Below are 20,195 nucleotides of genomic sequence, written 5' to 3'. Positions count from 1 at the left end.
TGAAAACCCGATCATTTTTTCTCTGTCACCAGACCATCCGAAATGCCAGCCGACTTCAGCCGTGCAAGTGCTTGCTCCGCGTCCTGGCGGCTGGAATACGGTCCGGCGCGCACGCCGGTTTTTTCGCCGGCGGGAGATTTGATTTTTTCGAGGTAATATTTGACGCCCAGTTCCTTCAGCTTGGCCTGGCGCTGTTTGGCATTGGCTTCACTCAGGAAGGCGCCGAGCATGACGACATAACTGCTGCCGCTGTGCTGCGCTTCGGCGACCTTGGCTGCCGGTTTGGTTTCTTTCGGGCTATCCGCCGCACCCTTGGGCTTTTCGGATTTTTCCGCGGGCTTGTCTTTTTTTGCCTGCGCCACTGGTTCGTGCTTGGCCTCCGTGACTTTCGGCTGCGGAGCCGGTGCAATCTGGGCGGGGTGCTTTTCCTGCGGGACGGCAACTGGTTGCGGCTGAGCGACAGGGGAAGCCGGCTGCGCAGGGGTCGCTGGCTTAGCTGCCTTGAGGGGGAAATCGTTGCTTTGCTGCGAGGGGATGCTGATCGCTATATCCTGCCCCACCGGCTTGGGCTCGTCGTCCAACACCATGGGCAGCACGGTGACCATCAGCGCGACCAACGTTATCGCACCCACCAGGCGACGCCGTGCGCGCTTTCTGAGCTGTAGTTCTTCAACAGTGGGGGAAGGACCGTTAGCCATTCAATCGGGTTTCCTGTTGCGGGCGCTTTGCATAACCTCGGCTACCGTATGGAACGAGCCGAAGACCGCAATTCTATCATCTTCGCCGGCGATTTGGCAGGCATGGTGGTAAGCGGCAGCGATATCGGGGAACGCCTGGATGGCTTGGATGCCCACGTCACTGAGGCGTGCCTGAAGCTCGACCGCGCTAGCCCCGCGCGCGTGGACGATGCCGGCAATCAGCCAGAGGTCGACTTCCTCGCGCAGCGCTGCGATAACACCGGCGACATCCTTGTCACTCAGCATGGCGAATACCGCGATGGTCCTGCCGCCACACCACATCTGGTGCAAGTTGGAAGCCAGCGCGCGCGCGGCGTGGGGATTGTGCGCCACGTCAAGAATCAGCGCCGGCTTGCCTGGCAGCACCTGAAAGCGGCCCGGCACGCTTGCCTCCAGCAGGCCACGACGGATGTTTTCCGGCGTCACGGGAAGTTTTTCCTTGAGCGCCTCCAGCGCCGCCAGGCAGGCGCTGGCATTGTCGAGCTGGTAAGCGCCACGCAGCGATGGGTAAGGCAAGGTCATGCGCCAGCCGGCCTGGCTCCAGAACAGCCATTGTCCTTCCTGGGATTCGGCACCGAAATCGCGGTTGATCAGCTTTAACTCTGCACCTATGCCCTCGGCGTGCTGCAGCAGGCTGTGTGGCGGATTATGATCAGCACATATGGCCGGCCTGGTGGCGCGAAAGATGCCGGCTTTTTCGCGCCCGATGGATTCGCGGTCGTCACCCAGATAATCCGTGTGATCGATATCCACGCTGGTCACCACTGAACAATCCGCATCGAACACATTCACCGCATCGAGGCGCCCACCCAGGCCCACCTCCAGAATCGCCACCTCGACCTGTTGCTGGACGAACAGCCACATCGCCGCAAGCGTGCCGAATTCGAAATAAGTCAGGGAGACATCGCCGCGCGCAGCTTCCACGGCGGCAAAGGCACGGCATAGTGCCGCGTCGTCGACCTCATACCCGGCGACGCGCACGCGCTCGTTGTAGCGCAGCAAGTGAGGCGAGGTGTAACAGCCGACACGGTAGCCGGCCGCGCCGAGAATGGCCTCCAGCATGGCGCAGGTTGAGCCTTTGCCGTTGGTGCCAGCGACGGTCAGGATGGGGAAATCGGGCCTGAACTGCAGTCGTTCCTTGACGGTGGCGACCCGCGCCAGGCCCAGTTCGATGGTGCTGGGGTGCAACTGCTCCAGATGAGCCAGCCACTCCCCTAAAGACTCAGGCATGCGCCGCCGGCATCCGCGTCATCATGGTGAGCATATTGGCGAAGCGGTCACGCATCTCACGACGGTCGATGATCAGGTCAACAGCACCGTGATCGACCAGGAATTCAGCGCGCTGGAATCCTTCGGGCAAGGTTTCACGCACCGTCTGCTCGATCACGCGCGGCCCGGCAAAACCGATCAGCGCATTGGGCTCTGCCACGATGACGTCGCCGAGCATGGCGAAGCTGGCGGAAACGCCGCCCATGGTCGGATCGGTCAGCACAGAAATGAACGGCAAACGCGCTTCGGCCAGTTTGGCCAGCGCCGCACTGGTCTTGGCCATCTGCATCAGGGAAAGCAGCCCTTCCTGCATGCGCGCCCCGCCGCTGGCGGCGAAGCAGACGAAAGGTAGGTTGTGTTCAAGGCAGACATTGATACCGCGCACGAAGCGTTCGCCCACCACTGAACCCATCGAACCGCCCATGAACTTGAATTCGAATGCCGCGGCCACCAGGGGAATACCCTTGACAGCCCCTCTCATCACCACCAGCGCATCGGTCTCGCCGGTATCGCGGCTCGCATCGACCAGACGGTCGGGATAACGTTTGCTGTCTTTGAACTTCAGGCTGTCGACCGGCAGCACCTCGGCGCCGATCTCGACCCGCGGCTCTGCATCGAGCAGAACATGCAGGCGGGTTCGCGCCGAAATCCGGTGGTGATGGCCGCACTTCGGGCATACCTCCAGGTTCTTTTCCAGGTCGGTGCGGTACAACACGGATTCGCAGGTCGGACACTTGCTCCACAATCCTTCCGGAACGGACTTCTTGGTGTCGCTGCTGATCTTGCGTTTGATTTTTGGCGGAAGAAGTTTCTGAAACCAGCTCATGATTTATCCTTAAATTAGCTGACAGCAATCAGCTTTCAGCGCCAGCAATTGAGAAGCGGTCTTACCCCGCATTTGCTGACAGCTGATAGCTGAAAACCGATGGCTTTTTACTTGCTGTCCATTGCGGTACGAAAACCCTTCACCAGGGCATACACATTCGACAACACCGCGCCCTGCGGAGCGTTTTCGATTTCCTGCACGATGCGGCTGCCGATCACCACCGCGTCGGCGAACTGCGCGACCGCTTTCGCGGTGTCGGCATCGCGGATGCCAAAGCCGACGCCCACCGGCAGGCTGGTGGCAGCGTGAATGGCGGGGATTTTCTGGCTGACTTCCTGCAAATCCAGATTGGCTGCGCCCGTCACGCCCTTGAGCGAAACGTAATAAATGAAGCCGCTCGCCAGTTCCGCCACCTGCTGAAAACGCCGGTCCGGGGTGGTTGGTGAAAGCAGGAAAATCATGTCGATTTCATGCTTTCTCAGTTGCTCGGCCAGGCCGGCACTTTCCTCGGGCGGATAGTCCACCGTCAGCACGCCGTCCACACCCGCGTTTGCGGCCGACTGGGAAAATTTTTCGTAGCCCATCGCCTCGATCGGGTTGGCGTAGCCCATCAGCACCACCGGGGTAGACTGATCCGTCTTGCGGAACTCGGCCACCAGCGCCAGAACGTCTTTCAGCCCGGTGCCGTGTTTCAGCGCCCGCTCGCTGGCACGCTGGATAGTGGGTCCGTCCGCCATCGGGTCGGAAAACGGCACGCCGAGTTCGATGATGTTGGCGCCCGCTTCCACCAGCTTGTGCATCAGCGGCACGGTCTGGGCAGGCGACGGGTCGCCGGCGGTGACGAAAGGGATCAGGGCCGTTTTGCCCTGCTGTTTGAGAGTGCTGAAGGTGCCTGCAATACGTGACATGAATATTCCTAAAACTTGAGTCCCGACAATTCCGCCACCGTGTTCATATCCTTGTCGCCGCGTCCTGACAGATTGACCAGCAGCACTTTGTCCTGCGGCAGCGTTGGCGCCAGTTTGGCGGCATAAGCCAGGGCATGGCTCGATTCCAGTGCCGGGATGATACCTTCGAAACGGCACAGGTCGTGGAACGCCTGCAATGCTTCCGCATCGGTTATCGCCACATATTCGGCGCGGCCGCTGTCCTTGAGCCAGCAGTGTTCCGGACCGACGCCGGGGTAGTCGAGGCCTGCGGAAATGGAATGGGTTTCAATGATCTGGCCATTCTCGTCCTGCATCAGGTAAACCCGGTTTCCATGCAAGATGCCCGGTTTGCCTGCATTCAGCGGCGCCGCATGCTTGCCGGTTTCGAGGCCGAGGCCGGCTGCTTCCACGCCGATCAGCTTGACGCTTTCGTCCGAGATGTAGGGGTGGAACAGGCCGATGGCGTTGGAGCCGCCGCCCACGCAGGCGATCACCGCGTCAGGCTGGCGCCCGATCATTTCCGGCATCTGCACCTTGGCCTCGTTGCCGATCACACACTGGAAATCGCGCACCATCATCGGATAGGGATGGGGGCCGGCTGCCGTACCGAAAACATAGAAGGTATTTTCGACGTTGGTCACCCAGTCGCGTATCGCCTCGTTGCAGGCGTCCTTGAGTGTCTTCGAGCCACTTTCGACGGGCACCACGGTGGCGCCGAGCAGTTTCATGCGATAGACGTTGGGCGCCTGACGCTTGACGTCCTCCGCCCCCATGTAGACCACGCACTCCAGGCCGTAACGCGCCGCCACCGTGGCAGTCGCCACGCCGTGCATGCCGGCGCCGGTTTCGGCGATCACCCGTTTCTTGCCCATGCGCCGCGCCAGCAGCGCCTGGCCGATGGCATTGTTGATCTTGTGCGCGCCGGTGTGGTTGAGGTCTTCGCGCTTGAGGTAAACCTGCGCCCCGCCCAGACGCTCAGTCCAGTTCTTGGCATGGTAGATGGGGCTGGGGCGGCCGACGTAGTGCTTCATCTCGTACGCGAATTCAGCCTTGAACTCGGGATCGTCGCGGAAGCGTTCATACTGCCGGCGCAGTTCGTCAACCGCCGCGATCAGCGTTTCCGCCATGAATATTCCGCCGTAGGGGCCGAAATGACCGTACTGGTCGGGTAGATCATACATTTGCACTGTGTACTCCTCGCATGAATGCGGCGATTTTCGCTGCATCCTTGATTCCCTTGCTTGCCTCGACGCCACTGGAGACGTCAACCGCCCAAGGCTTGACCTGCTCGATGGCCGTGCGCACATTTGCCGGGTCGAGTCCGCCGGACAGAATCACCGGTAAAGGCAATTCGGCGGGGATCAGCCCCCAGTCGAAGGATAGTCCGGTTCCGCCCGGCGTGCCGGCAACGAAGGCATCCAGCAGCAGGCCCCTGGCGTCGCGATAACGAATTGCGCATTGTACCAAATCCACCCTGGGTTTGACGCGTACCGCTTTCAACCAGGGCACACCGAAGCTGGCGCAGAACTCGGGCGTTTCGTCGCCGTGGAACTGCAGCATATCCAGGCGCAACTCGCGCAGCACCGCCTCAACCTCCCCCGCTTGCGGATTCACGAACAAACCCACTGTCGTGACGAAAGGCGGCAGCGCAGCGGCAATTTCCGCAGCCTGCGTCACGGAGACGAGGCGCGGACTGGGCGGGTAAAAGACCAAACCGATGGCGTCGGCGCCATGTCGCGCGGCCGTCCTGCCGTCCTCGATGGTGGTAATACCGCAGATCTTGGCGCGTGTCATAGAAGCAATTCTGGTATCGAATCCTGAATTTTAACCCGGATGGTTCATAAATCCTGGCGATTATCACGCGATTTTTTGGAGCATCGGTTCATGTCGAAATGCGGTGCATGGCCACCAGCCATTCAAAACTCGAAATGCAGGACGCGCGATGGCCTCGGCAAATCCCATTTGGGGTCATACGTGACGCCGGAAAAATACAATCCGTCCGGCGCGAAAGTTGGTGCGGCACGGGTACGATCAGCGCTCGCGAGCAATTCTCCGATCCATTCCGGCGGGTACCTTTTCTTGCCGACGTATACCAGGCAGCCCACGATATTGCGCACCATGTGATGCAGAAAGCCATTGGCGGCGAGGTCAAAAATCAGGGTGTCGCCCTGGCGTGTTATGGCCAGTTCGCGCAGATGCTTGACCGGCGATTTGGCCTGACAACCAGACGCACGAAAAGCGGAAAAATCATGCTCCCCGACCAGAAAATCCGCACCCTGGCGCATCAATTCGATGTCGAGCGGCACATGGAACCAGCCGATTTTGCCGCTGAACAAACCGGGGCGGACCGGGTGGTTGAGCAGAATGTAACGGTAGCGCCGTTCCTGCGCGGAAAAACGCGCGTGAAACCCCTCCCCCACCGGGCACGCCCACAGCACGCTGACGCTATCCGGCAGCAAGGCATTGGTACCGCGCACCCACGCGCCATCCGGCCGAATGGCCGAGGTGTCGAAATGGATCACCTGAGCGAGCGCGTGCACCCCGGTGTCGGTGCGTCCTGCGGCGTGAACCCGGATACGCTCGCCGGCGATTTCAGACAATGCCTGTTCCAGCGCATCCTGCACACCGCAAGCGGAAGACTGGCTTTGCCAGCCGCAAAAACGCCTGCCATCGTACTCCAGCCCCAACGCGATTCTTACCATAATGCCAATCCCAGCAAGAGCGTTGCCAGCACCAGCACTATGGCATCGCGCCAGGTAAAAGCAGGCAGTTCGAGAGAAACATGAAGCGCGACATTCGGAGCAGGATCGAGTGCGCTGCGCAGCTCTTCCCGCCAGGCTTGCATTTTCTGCCGGGTTTGCTGCTCGGCATAGTGCAAAGTGAGCCAGAGTCGCACCGCAACACGCTCAGGATTCATACCTACCTTGCGAAATGGGCGTAATAGCACGTAAAGGCCGCTCAACAAGTTCTCTCGTGGACAAGAACGCAGTAAAAGCGCAAGCGCAACCAGCAACAGCGCCAGTCGCCACGCCTGCAGCGCTCCGCCGCGCAAACCTTGAAGCGAAGGACTGAAGGCTCCCAGCAATGGCAAAACCGGGTCCCCGGGAGTAGCAAACGCATAAATCAGCAACAGCGACAGCAGCAACCAGCGTGCGCGGCGCAGCATTAGCACCCCTTCGGATAAGCCTCCAGCCAGCGCCATCCACAAGATGGCGATCACGCTAAACAGCGCGAGCACGGCAAAATCAAAGCGCTGAACGGCAATGGCGAAGACCAGCCAGAGCAGGATTTTTGTTGTAGGGTGAATCGACAAATCAATCATACTCGGGAAATGAAAAGCCCCCCACGGCACAGCCATGGAGGGCATCTTCGCTGGAGAGCTGCGCGTTACGCGTCTAGGGATGCCAGCAATTGCTTGGCATCGCCCTGCTGCTGGGCACTACCTTCCTTCAGCACTTCTTCCAGAATCTCCCTCGCCCCATCGGTATCGCCCATTTCAACATAGGCGCGCGCCAGATCCAGCTTGGTTGCAGCTTCTGTCGAATCGCCCAGTTCCTCTCCAGAAGGCGCCAAGGAGGCAGCCGCCACTTCGGTCGGCTCGCCCATGTCCAGGCTGATACCGGACAAGTCGAGTTCCGGCATTGCCGCAGGCATTTTCTCTTCCGGAGTGACAACTTTTGTCTCTTCACCCAGATCGAAGTCGAAATCCAGATGAGCCTCTTCTTCCTGAACAGGTGCTGATTCGAGAACGATTGACTCCTCTTCCTGGGCCGGTGTGGCTTCAGCTTCGATGTTCTCCGCGTACTCACTCTCCGGCAACGCCAGCGAGAAGTCCAGATTGAGTTCTTCTTCTGCCGTGTGAGCCACCGAAACCGTCGCAGGCACCTCTTCGGATGGCGCCATCAGGGCATCCAGATCAAGCTCCATACCACCGACTTCTTCAGCAGGAATCTCTTGATTTGCTTCTGTTTCTGTTTCTGTTTCTGGCGGCAAAGTAACTTCAGGTTGAACTTCTGTTTGAAGCGATGTCAATTCACCGAGATCGAACTCCATCTCGGGTTCAACCTCGCTTGCCGTGCTCTCTTCAGCGACAGGAGAAACTGCTGCGGGCTGTTCTGCAAACGATCCCAGATCGAACTCAAGTGCACCGAATTCCTCCTCGCCGGGCTCGGCCACTGGCATTTCTACGGGGGCCGCTTCTGTCACATGCGTTTCTTCTTCTACTTCTGCTGCTGCGGCAGGCTCCTCGTCCAATCCAAAATCAAGATCCGAAGTCAAATCCTCCTCGGGTGCTGCTGCCTCGACCTCTTCTTCGACCAAACCCTGGGTCGGTGCGGCCAGATCGACGGCTACCGCGGCAACCGCAGCCACCGCAGCAGATTCGGCCACGCCTCTGCCGCCTTCCTGCTTACCGTAGAGGGGGTTATTGGGGTCCAGCGCACGTCCCATTTCCGCCACTTTATCCCACAGCGGACTGGATTGGCCGCCGATGGCTGCGTACAGTTCACCAGCAAGCGTTTCGAAAGCAATCAGGTTTTTGCGTGCGGCATAGATTTCCAGCAGCTTCAAATGGATTTCATGACGATTGGGATCCTTGACCATCGCCTCCTTGAGAATTTCTTCAGCCTGAGCATCGCGCCCATAAGCCATGTAAACCTCGGCCTCTGCGATCGGGTCGACATCATTGGTGTCGATTGTGCCTAGTCCGGCCTGGCTGAAATCTGTCAGGAAAGATGTGTCACCGGTGTCCACAACGCCACCGGCGGTCTCACCGAATACCGTGTTGGCCTTGAGGTCGCCACCCGTAAGAATACTGTCCTCAAAGCTCGACAAACTCTTTCTGCGCCGGCGGTTGATAGCGATAAGCGCCCCCCCGCCCAGCAACGCCAGCGCGCCGACAGCCCCGGCAAGATAGAGCGGATTGCCGGTAATGCTGTCCAGCAGGCCGGGTGCAGCCTGAGGCTTGACTTCGGGCTTGGGTTGAGCCGGCTTTTCGACGACCGGCTTGGGTGGTTCGACAGGCGATGTTACCGGCTCTGCAGGCTTGGCAACGGGCTCTGCAGGCTTGACCGTTGCAGCGACAGGCGGGGGCGGGGGTGGCGCCACCGGTTCCGGCTTGGCTGTGGCTTGTTTCTGCAAGTCCGCCAGGTTTTTGTTCTTCAGCTCGATGAGCTGCTGCATTTCCTTGATGTTCTTTTCCAGCGCCGCAATGCGATCGTTGGCTTCCTTGAGCGATTTTTCCCGCGCAGTGGTTTCTTCCTGCAGAGACTGCACCTTGCTTTGCAAGGATTGCATGTCTTTGGCATTGGCTGGCGCTTCGCCCTTGGTTACCTTGAGTACATCCTTTGATGGAGCCGGAAGCGCAGCTTTATCCTCCACCGCTGTGGTGATCTTGCCCTTGGCTTCCTGCCTGGGCGCCTCTACTTTGGGGGCTGGCGCCTCGGTTACCGCGGCTGCAAGTTTTTGGCGGTATGCATTCCAGTCGGACGTATGGGCTTTAACTTCGTGGGAAGCTTCTGAACGGTTGACGGAAGCAAGCTGCTGCTCCTCGGGGACACGCAGTATCTGACCAGCTTTGAGCCGGTTCATGTTATTGCCGGAAAAAGCATTTTTGTTGTTTTGATACAAAGCCACCAGCATTTGTTCGAGGTTGTAGCCCTCTGGTTTCAACTGGGATGCGATTCCATTGAGGGTTTCACCCTTTTTGACCGGACCGTAACTCTTGATTTCACCATTTTGCTTTTCAGGTGCTGCAGTCTGGGTAGCCGGTGTGGGCGCATTTGCAGGCTTGGCTTCCGCCGCTTTTCCGCTCGGTATTGGACTGGATTCCTGGCGTGGTGCTGGCGCTGCGGTCACGGCTGACTTGACGGTAGACACAGCCACCGGTGCCACCGACTGGGGGGCGGCGTACCCTGGCGGATCAAGCAGTACGGTGTATTCGCGCAACAGGCGGCCAGCCGCCCAGTTGAGTTCGATCAACATATCCAGGAAGGGCTCGTTGAGCGGCTGAACGGTTGAGAGCTTGAGAACCGGGGAGCCGTCTTTTTTCTGATCGACATTGAATTTGATGTCCATCAGCGCACCGCTGCGCTCGATGCTGGCTTCCTTGAATGCATCGGCAGAGGCGAGGCGCGCCGCGATGGAACTCAGCTCGTCTTTCTGGACCGACACCAGCTCGATCTCTGCCCGCAAAGGTTGTCCCAGTGCAGATGTGACAGTCAGCTTGCCCAGCCCAGCTGCGTCGGCAGCCAGCGGGGACAGCGCTAACAAGCCTGCATATACCCATGGTTTTAATTTGAATGCGCGCGCCATGCCACCCTCATGATATTTTTGCTAGGGTATTTAACTTAACATCATATAGTTAGTGATGCAAGCTAAACTTGTGTGTCAAGTATGGTAAAAAGTCGACTTAAAAACAACACCTTCTGAATTTATTAACCAACATTAATCAATAAAACCCAGCGCAGGAACAACGGGCATTTTTTCGAAAATACCCGTTTTCAAGACTCAACCAACATACGCAGCATGCGGCGCAGCGGCTCGGCCGCACCCCACAATAGCTGGTCGCCCACGGTGAAGGCTGACAAATACTGCGGTCCCATGGTGAGCTTGCGCATGCGGCCTACCGGCACCGTCAGCGTTCCGGTCACTGCAGCCGGGGTGAGCTCTTTCATGGTGATCTCGCGGTCGTTCGGCACGACCTTGACCCAGGCGTTGTGCGCGGCAATGATGCCGTGAATTTCGTCCAGCGGCACATCCTTGGTCATCTTGATGGTCAGCGCCTGGCTGTGGCAGCGCATGGCGCCGACGCGTACGCACAAACCGTCGATGGGAACCTGGTTGCCGCTGCGGCCCAGGATCTTGTTGCACTCCACCTGCGCTTTCCATTCTTCCTTGCTCTGGCCGGATTCCAGCTGGACGTCGATCCACGGAATCAGGGAGCCGGCCAGCGGCACGGGCCATGCATCAAGAGGATACTTGTCCGAGCGGATGAAGTCCGCCACTTTTTTGTCGATCTCCAGGATCGCCGAAGCGGGGTCGTCCAGCAAGCCCTTGACCTCGCCGTTGACTGCGCCCATCTGCTGGATCAGTTCGCGCATGTTGCGCGCGCCGGCACCGGACGCTGCCTGGTAGGTCATGGGGCTGATCCACTCGACCAGCCCTTTCTCGAACAGGCCGCCGATAGCCATCAGCATCAGGCTGACGGTGCAGTTGCCGCCGACGTAGGTCTTGATGCCCTTGGCCAGGCCGTCCTTGATCACGTTCTGGTTGACCGGATCGAGGATGATGATGGCGTCGTCCTTCATGCGCAGCGTGGAAGCGGCGTCGATCCAGTAGCCCTGCCAGCCGGCGGCACGCAGTTCACCGTACACTTCCTTGGTGTAGTCTCCCCCCTGGCAGGAAATGATGGCGTCCATCGCCTTTAGTTCATTGATGTCTTTCGCATCCTTGAGCGGCGGCACGTCCTTGCCGATGTCCGGCCCCTTGCCGCCGGGGTTGGAGGTAGTAAAGAACACCGGGTCGATAACGTCGAAATCGCGCTCCTCGCGCATGCGCTGCATCAACACCGAACCCACCATGCCACGCCAGCCAACCAGACCTACTTGCATCATTTTAATAACCTCGATTCGTCAAATTCGTTACAGGGCCGCCACGACTGCGGCGCCCATTTCACTGCACGATGCCTTCCTCGTGCCTTCGGTATAGATATCCGCGGTACGATAGCCCTGGGCCAGCACGTTTTTCACCGCATTTTCGATGCGACCCGCCGCTTCCTCGTTGTTGAAGGTATAGCGCAGCATCATCGCCACCGAGAGAATGGTCGCCAGCGGGTTGGCGATATCCTTGCCGGCGATGTCCGGCGCGGAGCCGTGGCTCGGCTCGTACAAGCCCTTGTTGTTGGCGTCCAGCGATGCCGAAGGCAGCATGCCAATGGAACCCGTCAGCATGGAAGCCTCGTCGGACAGAATATCGCCGAAGATGTTGCCGGTGATCATCACGTCGAACTGTTTGGGCGCGCGCACCAGTTGCATCGCGGCGTTGTCCACGTACATGTGCGAAAGTTCGACCTCGGGGTAGTCCTTGTTCATGCCGGTCACGATCTCGCGCCACAGTTCCGTGGTTTCCAGCACGTTGGCCTTGTCCACGGAACACAGCTTGCGGCTGCGCTTCATGGCGATTTCGTAGCCCACCTTGGCGATGCGGCGGATTTCGGATTCGCAATAACGCATGGTATTGATGCCTTCGCGCTCGCCTTTATCATTAACCTGGATGCCGCGCGGCTGGCCGAAATAAATATCCCCCGTGAGCTCGCGCACGATCATGATATCCAGGCCGGACACCACTTCTGGCTTGAGCGTGGAAGCGCTCGCCAGTTCGGGATAGAGCAGCGCCGGACGCAGATTGGCGAACACGCCCATGCCCTTGCGAATGCGCAGCAAACCCTGCTCCGGGCGCATCGGCCGCGGCAGGGTGTCGTATTGCCAGCCGCCCACGGCGCCGAGCAACACGGCATCGGAATCCTGCGCCAGCTTCATGGTGGCGTCCGGCAAGGGATCGCCCGCCGCGTCGTAACCCGCACCGCCGATATGCGCCTGTTCCAGCTCGACCTTCAGACCGTCGCTGGCCAACGCTTTTAGTACTTTTACTGCTTGAGCCACGATTTCCGGGCCGATGCCGTCACCGGGCAAGACTGCGATTTTCATTGGTAAATTCCGTTAGGGGTGAGGGGTGAGGAGTGAGGGGAAAAAGCGCTGACGCCTCACCCCTCACCCTCACGCCTCACGTTTATTCAAACACCCACGGCTCCGACTGGCGGCGCCGCTCTTCGTAAGCAGTTATCCTTTCGGCATGCTGCAAAGTCAGGCCGATATCGTCCAGGCCGTGCAGCAGACAGTATTTGCGGAAGCTATCCACTTCAAAGCTGAAAACATGTCCGCCGGGGGTGGCGACAGTCTGCGCTTCCAGGTCGACCGTCAGGCGATAGCCCTCCTGCGCCGCCACCTCGTTGAACAGTCGATCCACGTCGGCGGCATCCAGCACGATCGGCAAGATGCCGTTTTTGAAGCAGTTGTTGAAAAAGATATCGGCAAAACTAGGGGCGATGATGGCGCGGAAGCCATAGTCCAGCAGCGCCCAGGGGGCATGCTCCCGGCTCGACCCGCAACCGAAATTTTCGCGCGCGAGGAGAATTTGCGCGCCCTGGTAACGTGCCTGGTTAAGGACGAAATCAGGGTTGAGCGGACGCACGGAATTGTCCATGCCCGGCTCACCGTGGTCGAGATAGCGCCATTCGTCGAACGCGTTGGGACCGAAGCCGCTGCGCTTGATGGATTTCAGGAATTGCTTCGGAATGATGGCATCGGTATCCACATTGGCACGATCCAAGGGTGCCACGAGGCCATTCAGGTGGGTAAATTTTTCCATTTTTTCTTATTTTTTTCCTTCAGCAGATTGCTCGATCTTTTCACCCACTACGGACATGTCCTTCCCTACCCCCTTCAGCACGGGACTATTCTTTTCTTCGCCTTTGTGCTCGATCTTGTTGCCCAGGTTGGCCGTGCTCTTGCCCACGCCTTGAACCGTATTGCAGGCTGCCAATAACAGCAAACCCAAAGTCACTAGAAATATTTTCAGAGTACGCATGATAATCACCGGCCGCCCAATTTACGCACATCCGTGAAATGCCCTGCAATCGCGGCTGCCGCGGCCATTTCCGGGCTCACCAGATGGGTGCGTCCACCCGGTCCCTGCCGCCCCTCGAAATTGCGGTTGGAGGTGGAAGCGCAGCGCTCGCCCGGCTCCAGGCGGTCGGCATTCATCGCCAGACACATGGAACAACCCGGGTCGCGCCATTCGAAACCGGCCTCGCGGAAAATCCGGTCCAGGCCTTCCTGCTCCGCCTGCTTCTTCACCAAGCCGGAACCAGGAACCACCAACGCCAACTTGATGTTGGGAGCGACATGCCGCCCCTTGGCGACCGCCGCCGCAGCGCGCAAGTCTTCAATGCGGGAATTAGTGCAGGAACCGATGAAGACCTTGTCCACCGCAATCTGGTCGATCGGCGTATTGGCCTGCAAGCCCATGTAGGCCAGTGCCCGCTCCATGCCGCCCCGCTTGACCGGGTCGGCCTCGCGGGCAGGGTCGGGCACGCAATCGTCTATCGTCGCCACCATTTCCGGCGAAGTGCCCCAGGTTACCTGGGGTTTGATCGCCGAGCCGTCGATCTCCACTAGCTTGTCGAAGTGGGCGCCTTCGTCGCTGTGCAATGTGCGCCAGTAAGCCACGGCCTTGTCCCACTGCTCACCCGTGGGCGCGAAAGGACGGCCCTTGACGTAATTGATGGTGGTGTCGTCCGCCGCCACCATGCCGGCACGGGCGCCGGCCTCGATCGCCATGTTGCACAGCGTCATGCGGCCTTCCATGGAAAGCGCGCGTATCGTCGTGCCGGCGAATTCGATGGCGTAGCCGTTGCCGCCGGCGGTACCGATCCTGCCGATCACCGCCAGGGCGATGTCCTTGGCCGTCACACCCTTGGCGAGCGCGCCGCCCACCTTGACCAGCATGGTCTTCGATTTCTTTTGCAGCAGGCATTGCGTGGCCAGCACGTGTTCCACTTCGGAGGTGCCGATGCCGTGCGCCAGCGCCGCAAAAGCGCCATGGGTACTGGTGTGGGAATCGCCGCACACCACGGTCATGCCCGGCAGCGTGGCGCCCTGCTCGGGGCCGATGACGTGGACGATACCCTGACGCACATCGTTCATTTTGAATTCGGTGATGCCGAATGCCTCGCAATTCTGGTCGAGCGTATCCACCTGAAGACGCGAAACCGGGTCGGCGATTCCGCTCTTGCGGTCGGTGGTCGGAACGTTATGGTCCGCCACCGCGAGGTTGGCGGACAAGCGCCACGGCTTGCGGCCCGCCAGGCGCAGACCTTCGAAGGCCTGCGGACTGGTCACCTCATGCAGCAGATGGCGGTCGATATAAAGCAGCGCGGTGCCATCCGGTTCGGTGTGCACCACGTGGGACTGCCACAACTTCTCATACAGCGTTAGTGCGATCATTGCAAAAAATTCGGGAGAAAAGGTAAATTATTGCACAATCGCCTTATTGCGAACAATTACAATACGCACACAGTCAAAATCGGCCGATCAGTGATGTTTCAGCCCCTGTATCCAGCGGCTATAGATGGCAGACGCGTTTACGTTGAGTTTCTGGATACGCTCCGGCAAACATCGCACTATTTCCTCGGCGGACTGCACGGCAGGACTGCTCAGAGATGACTGCACCTCGGTCGCACCGACATCGCACCATTCCTTTACCATCTCCTCCGTCATTTCGACGTGACATTGCAGCGCCAGGTGCTTGTCCTGGGCAAACCCCTGGTGGGCACAATTGGCGTTCGCCAAGATGATGGTAGCATCGGGCGGAATGGAAAATGTCTCGCCGTGCCAGTGAAAAGCTTCGAACCCTTTGACTTCCCCAAGCCACGCCTCGGCGACCGGGTTGCTTGCTGCGTTCACCTCGCCCCACCCGATCTCCTTGATTGGATTGACCGACACCACGCCACCCAACGCCTTGGCCATCAACTGCCCGCCAAGACAGTGTCCTAACACAGGAATACCGCCAGCCACGGCCTGACGGATCAGTTCCAGAACAGGAGGTATCCAGGGCAGATCGTCGTTTACACTCATCGGGCCACCCATGAACACCAGGCCGGAAAATGCATTCACGTCCTGAGGTGGGTGCGCACCCTCGTCTATTTTGATCAGGACCCATGGAATATTTCTTTCGCTCAGGAATGTGGCAAAATAGCCCGGACCTTCGCTCCGAGCGTGGCGAAAAATCGCAACCGGTTTCATTTCTGAGGCTCCTAATTCGTGCAAAAGATTTATTCTAGCCTGACTCTCGTCGGCGTGCTGCTATTCCCGGCCACCTCCTTCGCCACCGATATCAGCGTAGCCGGCCTGTTCAGCGACAGAGCGCTGGTCACCATCAACGGCGGGACGCAGAAACTGCTCAGGGTGGGCGAAAAAACACCGGAAGGCGTGAAGCTGATCGGTGCGAATTCGAATCAGGCGATACTGGAGGTTGACGGCAAGCGGATGACGCTGGGACTGGGACAAGGCACCTCGACGGGAGGCGCGCAGGAATCCGGGGGAGCGGCCAAGGTGATCCTGACCGCAGATTCCCAGGGACATTTCATCACTACGGGCAGCATCAACGGTAATTCCACGCGCTTTCTCGTGGACACCGGCGCCACGACGATTGCCATGAGCAGCGCCGAAGCCAAGCGCCTCGGTCTTTCATACCAGAACGGGGAACGCGGCTATTCCTCGACCGCCAACGGGATCGTACCGGTCTACCGTATCAGTCTGAATAACGTAAAAGTAGGCGACATCAGCCTCAACGGCGTGTCGGCCTCGGTGCATGAAAGCCCCATGCCGGTGGTGTTGCTCGGCATGAGCTTCCTCAACCGCGTCAACATGAAACGCGAGGGAGACAGCATGGTACTGACCAAACGCTATTAACCTCAGCGCCCACTCAGACCGCGGTCTTGTCCTTTTCGATGAGGGCGTAGGCGGAGTGGTTATGAATCGACTCGAAGTTCTCCGATTCGACGATGTAGGCATCGATGCGCTTGTCGGCGTTGAACACCGCCGCCACGTCGCGCACCATGTCTTCGACGAACTTCGGGTTGTCGTAGGCACGTTCGGTGACATATTTCTCGTCGGGCCGCTTGAGCAGGCCGAACAGTTCGCATGAAGCCTGTTCCTCCACCATGCGCACGATATCCTCGATCCACACCATTTCGTTGGTGCGCGCCGTCACCGTGACGTGGGAGCGCTGGTTGTGTGCGCCGTAATCGGAAATCTTCTTCGAGCAAGGGCACAGGCTGGTGACCGGGACGATGACTTTCATGGTCTGGCGATACTGGCCCTTGTCGATTTCGCCGATGAAGGTCACTTCGTAGTCCAGCAGGCTCTGCACGCCTGAAATCGGCGCCTTCTTGTTGATGAAATAGGGGAAAGACATTTCCACGTGGCCGGATTCGGCTTCCAGGCGCACGACCATTTCGCGCAGCATAGTTTCGAAGTTTTCCACCGAAATCTCACGCTCGTATCCGTTGAGGATTTCGACGAAACGCGACATGTGGGTGCCCTTGAAGTTGTGGGGCAGATGCACGTACATGTTGAACACGGCTACGGTGTGCTGAACGCCCTCGCTCTTGTCGGCCACCTTGATCGGGTGGCGGATGGACTTGATGCCCACCTTGTCGATCGCCAGCTGGCGGGTATCGTGCCTGGCTTGAACGTCCTCGATCTCGCAGGCGGCGGTGGTTCCGTCACAGGGGACAGTGCAGTTGCTCATGAATTCAATTCCTTAACATCGGCTGGTTGAGTTGCGCCAGTATAACCGCTTCCAATATCCGAGTAAACTACTCGGGTAATAATTTTCTGATGGATCGCACCAGTCCATCCTTGTCGAGGCCGCACATCTTCAGCAATACGGCGTGATCGCCCTGTTCGACGAACTGGTCGGGCAAGCCGAGCTGCAACAAGGAAATGGTAATCCCCTGCTGGTCCAGGCTCTCGGCCACTGCGCTGCCGGCTCCGCCCATGACGGCGTTTTCCTCGACCGTCACCAGCAGCCGATGGCTGGCCGCGAGCTCCTTGACCAGCGCATCGTCCAGCGGCTTGACGAAGCGCATGTTGGCCACGCTGGCGTTCAGTTCTTCGGCCGCCTGCAGCGCCGGCGTCAGCATGCTGCCGAACGCCAGGATGGCGATTTTCTCGCCCTGACGGCGCATCTCGCCCCGCCCCACCGGCAGGGCGGTCATTTCCTCGGCAATTGCCACGCCGTCGCCGCTGCCGCGCGGGTAGCGCACCGCAGTGGGCTGATCGAGCTGAAAAGCGGTGTAGAGCATCTGGCGGCATTCGTTTTCGTCGCTCGGCGCCATCACCACCATATTGGGGATGCAGCGCAAAAATGAAAGGTCGAAGCTGCCGGCATGGGTCGGGCCATCCGCCCCCACCAGCCCGGCGCGGTCGATGGCGAAGAGAACGGGCAGGTTCTGCAGCGCCACATCGTGAACCAGCTGGTCGTAGGCGCGCTGCAGGAAAGTAGAATAAATCGCCACCACCGGCTTCAGCCCTTCGCAGGCCAGCCCGGCGGCGAAAGTCACGGCGTGCTGCTCGGCGATCCCGACATCGAAATAGCGCGCGGGGAAATCCTCGGAGAATTTCACCATGCCCGAGCCCTCGCGCATCGCGGGGGTGATGCCCACCAGGCGCGAATCCGCTGCGGCCATGTCGCACAACCAGTCGCCGAAAACCTGGGTATAGGTCTTGCGGCTGCCCGGTTTGCTGCCCAGCACGCCATCTTCCGGGTCGAATTTGGCCACGCCGTGATAGAGGCACGGATCCTCTTCAGCGAACTTGAAGCCCTTGCCCTTCTGCGTCACCACGTGCAGGAACTGCGGCCCCTCCAGCTGCTGGATATTGCTCAACGTGGGGATCAGCACGTCGAGATCGTGACCGTCGATCGGTCCGATGTAATTGAAGCCGAATTCCTCGAACAAGGTACCGGGAATCACCATGCCCTTCATGTGTTCCTCGGCGCGTTTGGCCAGCTCCCAGATCGGCGGAGCAACGCCGCCCAGCACTTTTTTGCTGGCGCGCCGGGCGGCCGCGTAGAAACGTCCCGACATGAGCTTGGCGAGGTAGTTGTTGAGCGCGCCCACGTTGGGCGAAATCGACATGTCGTTGTCGTTGAGAATGACCAGCAAGTTGGCGTCCATGGTCCCGGCGTTGTTGAGCGCCTCGAACGCCATGCCGGCGGTCATGGCGCCGTCGCCGATGATGGCCACGGCGCGCCGGTCGGTGCCCTGCTGCTTGGCCGCCACGGCCATGCCCAGCGCGGCGCTGATGGAAGTGCTGGAATGCCCGGCGCCGAACGCGTCGAAGGGACTCTCGTCGCGGCGCGGAAAGCCGGCGATGCCGCCCAGCTGGCGCAGGTTGGCCATGGCTGCGCGCCGGCCGGTGAGAATCTTGTGCGGGTAGGTCTGATGCCCGACATCCCATACCAGACGGTCGGAGGGCGTATTGAACACGTAATGCAGCGCGATGGTCAGTTCCACCGTTCCCAGGTTGGAAGAAAGATGACCGCCGGTACGAGACACGCTTTCGATCAGGAAAGCACGTAACTCTGCAGCGAGCTGCGGCAACTGCCTGCGGTCCAGCGCGCGCAACTGTTCCGGGTTGTCTATCGCATCGAGCAACTGGTACATCAGGACTGGCGCCGCACGATGAAATCGGCGAGTTGCACCAGCCTGCGCGCCTTATCGCCGAAACCGGTCAGTGCAGAAAGTGCATTCTGGTGCAGTTCTTGCGCCAGGTTGCGCGCATCGCTCAGCCCGAGAATGCTGACATAGGTCGGCTTGTTATTCTCCGCATCCTTGCCGGCGGTCTTACCCAGGGTCGCGGTACTGGCTTCCACATCGAGAATGTCGTCCACCACCTGGAATGCCAGGCCGACGCACTTGGCGTAATGATTGATCGCATCCAGGTGTTCGGCCTCCAAGCCATCGCCGCAATGCGCCCCGAGCAGCACGGCAGCGCGAATCAGGGCGCCGGTCTTGTGCATGTGCATGAACTCGAGCTCGGTCTGCGTCAGGCTCTTGCCGACCGAGTCGAGGTCGATCGCCTGCCCGCCGGCCATGCCGCGCGAACCGGCGGCGAGCGCCAGCATCCTGACCAACTCCAGCTGCAATGCCGCGCTGTGGGCGATGGTACGTTCCGCGACAAGCTGAAAGGCGAGACTTTGCAGGCTGTCGCCTACCAGCAGGGCGGTGGCCTCGTCGAACTGCACGTGGCAGGTCGGCTTGCCGCGCCGCAGGTCGTCATCGTCCATGCACGGCAGGTCGTCGTGCACCAGGGAATAAACGTGGATCAGTTCCACCGCCGCCGCCACGGTTTCCACCCGTTCTACCGGCGCGCCGCCCAACTCGCCGGCGGCATAAGCCAGCAGCGGACGCACCCGCTTGCCGCCGCCCAGGGCCGCATAGCGCATCGCCTGATGGAGGCGCTGCGGCGCCAGTTCCGGCGCCGGCAACAGCTGTTCCAGCACGGCTTCCATGCGCATCTGGCGCTGCCGCATCCAATCCTGAAAATCGTTATTCGCTTGCACTGGAATCGCCACCGTCCGCATTAAAATCAATCAAGGAACCCGCCTCGAGAACTTTCACCTGTTGCTGCGCATCCTGCAGGGCCACCTGACAGTATTTGAGCAGTTCCATGCCGCGCTGATAGGCAGTGAGCGACTGCTCCAGCGGCATCTGGCCCGCCTCCATGGCAGCGACGACCTGCTCCAGTTCGGTCAGGGCACTTTCGAAGCTCTTTGGTGAGGCCGTTTTTGCAGGCTTGGTCATTGGGA

20 protein-coding genes are annotated in these 20,195 nt (G+C 59.7%); 1 reads left to right on the top strand and 19 read right to left on the bottom strand.

The window, feature by feature from the left end:
• Positions 1 to 11: 11 nt before the first annotated feature.
• The 15 genes from SKTS_RS06675 to SKTS_RS06605 all read right to left on the bottom strand — a co-directional run bounded on the left by SKTS_RS06675 (position 12) and on the right by SKTS_RS06605 (position 15,622).
• Complete coding sequence (locus tag SKTS_RS06675; RefSeq protein ID WP_173062118.1) at positions 12 to 698, bottom strand: SPOR domain-containing protein; 687 nt, start codon at positions 696 to 698, stop codon at positions 12 to 14.
• Positions 699 to 1,967: a bifunctional tetrahydrofolate synthase/dihydrofolate synthase gene (folC, locus tag SKTS_RS06670; RefSeq protein WP_173062116.1), complete on the bottom strand. Its 1,269-nt coding sequence runs from the start codon at positions 1,965 to 1,967 to the stop codon at positions 699 to 701. It abuts the gene before it with no gap.
• Positions 1,960 to 2,832, bottom strand: coding sequence for an acetyl-CoA carboxylase, carboxyltransferase subunit beta (gene accD, locus SKTS_RS06665; RefSeq protein ID WP_173062113.1), 873 nt, complete (start codon positions 2,830 to 2,832; stop codon positions 1,960 to 1,962). Before accD ends, folC begins: the two co-directional genes overlap by 8 nt.
• A 107-nt stretch (positions 2,833 to 2,939) precedes the next feature.
• A complete protein-coding gene (trpA, locus tag SKTS_RS06660; RefSeq protein ID WP_173062110.1) occupies positions 2,940 to 3,740 on the bottom strand; it encodes a tryptophan synthase subunit alpha in 801 nt (266 codons plus the stop codon).
• A gap of 8 nt (positions 3,741 to 3,748) precedes the next feature.
• A complete protein-coding gene (trpB, locus tag SKTS_RS06655; RefSeq protein ID WP_198420442.1) occupies positions 3,749 to 4,948 on the bottom strand; it encodes a tryptophan synthase subunit beta in 1,200 nt (399 codons plus the stop codon).
• The gene (locus SKTS_RS06650) at positions 4,935 to 5,555 is read right to left on the bottom strand and encodes a phosphoribosylanthranilate isomerase (RefSeq protein ID WP_173062104.1); all 621 of its coding nucleotides are present in this window, start codon (positions 5,553 to 5,555) and stop codon (positions 4,935 to 4,937) included. The genes trpB and SKTS_RS06650 overlap by 14 nt, the downstream gene beginning before the upstream one ends.
• Before the next feature lie 122 nt (positions 5,556 to 5,677).
• Positions 5,678 to 6,463 (bottom strand): tRNA pseudouridine(38-40) synthase TruA, encoded by a 786-nt coding sequence (gene truA / locus SKTS_RS06645; RefSeq protein ID WP_173062101.1) that lies wholly within the window; start codon positions 6,461 to 6,463, stop codon positions 5,678 to 5,680.
• Positions 6,457 to 7,119, bottom strand: a complete 663-nt coding sequence (locus tag SKTS_RS06640) for a CbiQ family ECF transporter T component (protein WP_173062098.1) — start codon at positions 7,117 to 7,119, stop codon at positions 6,457 to 6,459. Before SKTS_RS06640 ends, truA begins: the two co-directional genes overlap by 7 nt.
• 29 nt (positions 7,120 to 7,148) lie before the next feature.
• Positions 7,149 to 10,073 (bottom strand): motility hub landmark protein FimV, encoded by a 2,925-nt coding sequence (locus SKTS_RS06635; RefSeq protein ID WP_173062095.1) that lies wholly within the window; start codon positions 10,071 to 10,073, stop codon positions 7,149 to 7,151.
• A gap of 188 nt (positions 10,074 to 10,261) precedes the next feature.
• Positions 10,262 to 11,374 (bottom strand): aspartate-semialdehyde dehydrogenase, encoded by a 1,113-nt coding sequence (gene asd / locus SKTS_RS06630; RefSeq protein WP_198420441.1) that lies wholly within the window; start codon positions 11,372 to 11,374, stop codon positions 10,262 to 10,264.
• A gap of 27 nt (positions 11,375 to 11,401) precedes the next feature.
• Entirely contained in the window at positions 11,402 to 12,466 is a 1,065-nt protein-coding gene (gene leuB, locus SKTS_RS06625) for a 3-isopropylmalate dehydrogenase (protein WP_173062092.1), read from the bottom strand.
• A gap of 82 nt (positions 12,467 to 12,548) precedes the next feature.
• On the bottom strand, positions 12,549 to 13,187 hold the full coding sequence (gene leuD / locus SKTS_RS06620; protein ID WP_173062089.1) for a 3-isopropylmalate dehydratase small subunit: 639 nt from the start codon (positions 13,185 to 13,187) through the stop codon (positions 12,549 to 12,551).
• Positions 13,188 to 13,193: 6 nt separating this feature from the next.
• Positions 13,194 to 13,406: a hypothetical protein gene (locus SKTS_RS06615; RefSeq protein ID WP_173058498.1), complete on the bottom strand. Its 213-nt coding sequence runs from the start codon at positions 13,404 to 13,406 to the stop codon at positions 13,194 to 13,196.
• A gap of 5 nt (positions 13,407 to 13,411) precedes the next feature.
• Entirely contained in the window at positions 13,412 to 14,824 is a 1,413-nt protein-coding gene (leuC, locus tag SKTS_RS06610; protein ID WP_198420440.1) for a 3-isopropylmalate dehydratase large subunit, read from the bottom strand.
• A gap of 87 nt (positions 14,825 to 14,911) precedes the next feature.
• Positions 14,912 to 15,622 (bottom strand): type 1 glutamine amidotransferase, encoded by a 711-nt coding sequence (locus SKTS_RS06605; protein WP_173062086.1) that lies wholly within the window; start codon positions 15,620 to 15,622, stop codon positions 14,912 to 14,914.
• An 18-nt stretch (positions 15,623 to 15,640) separates the two neighbouring features.
• Between SKTS_RS06605 and SKTS_RS06600 the strand changes: the two genes are divergently transcribed.
• Positions 15,641 to 16,291: a retropepsin-like aspartic protease family protein gene (locus SKTS_RS06600; protein ID WP_244617462.1), complete on the top strand. Its 651-nt coding sequence runs from the start codon at positions 15,641 to 15,643 to the stop codon at positions 16,289 to 16,291.
• 13 nt (positions 16,292 to 16,304) lie between these two features.
• Here the strand turns inward: SKTS_RS06600 and folE2 are convergent, their stop codons facing one another.
• The 4 genes from folE2 to SKTS_RS06580 form a co-directional block, all read right to left on the bottom strand.
• The gene (gene folE2, locus SKTS_RS06595; RefSeq protein WP_173062083.1) at positions 16,305 to 17,132 is read right to left on the bottom strand and encodes a GTP cyclohydrolase FolE2; all 828 of its coding nucleotides are present in this window, start codon (positions 17,130 to 17,132) and stop codon (positions 16,305 to 16,307) included.
• A 67-nt stretch (positions 17,133 to 17,199) separates the two neighbouring features.
• Positions 17,200 to 19,050 (bottom strand): 1-deoxy-D-xylulose-5-phosphate synthase, encoded by a 1,851-nt coding sequence (gene dxs, locus SKTS_RS06590; RefSeq protein ID WP_173062080.1) that lies wholly within the window; start codon positions 19,048 to 19,050, stop codon positions 17,200 to 17,202.
• Positions 19,050 to 19,919 carry a polyprenyl synthetase family protein gene (locus SKTS_RS06585; RefSeq protein ID WP_244617501.1) on the bottom strand — a complete coding sequence of 290 codons (870 nt, stop codon included), beginning with the start codon at positions 19,917 to 19,919 and terminating at the stop codon, positions 19,050 to 19,052. The genes dxs and SKTS_RS06585 overlap by 1 nt, the downstream gene beginning before the upstream one ends.
• A gap of 16 nt (positions 19,920 to 19,935) precedes the next feature.
• The gene (locus SKTS_RS06580) at positions 19,936 to 20,190 is read right to left on the bottom strand and encodes an exodeoxyribonuclease VII small subunit (RefSeq protein ID WP_173062077.1); all 255 of its coding nucleotides are present in this window, start codon (positions 20,188 to 20,190) and stop codon (positions 19,936 to 19,938) included.
• Between the last annotated feature and the right edge of the window lie 5 nt (positions 20,191 to 20,195).

The sequence above is a fragment of the Sulfurimicrobium lacus genome (assembly GCF_011764585.1).
Taxonomy (GTDB): Bacteria; Pseudomonadota; Gammaproteobacteria; order Burkholderiales; family Sulfuricellaceae; genus Sulfurimicrobium; species Sulfurimicrobium lacus.
Note: the sequence above shows the minus strand (reverse complement) of the source record. Positions and strands in the feature narration are given on the sequence as shown.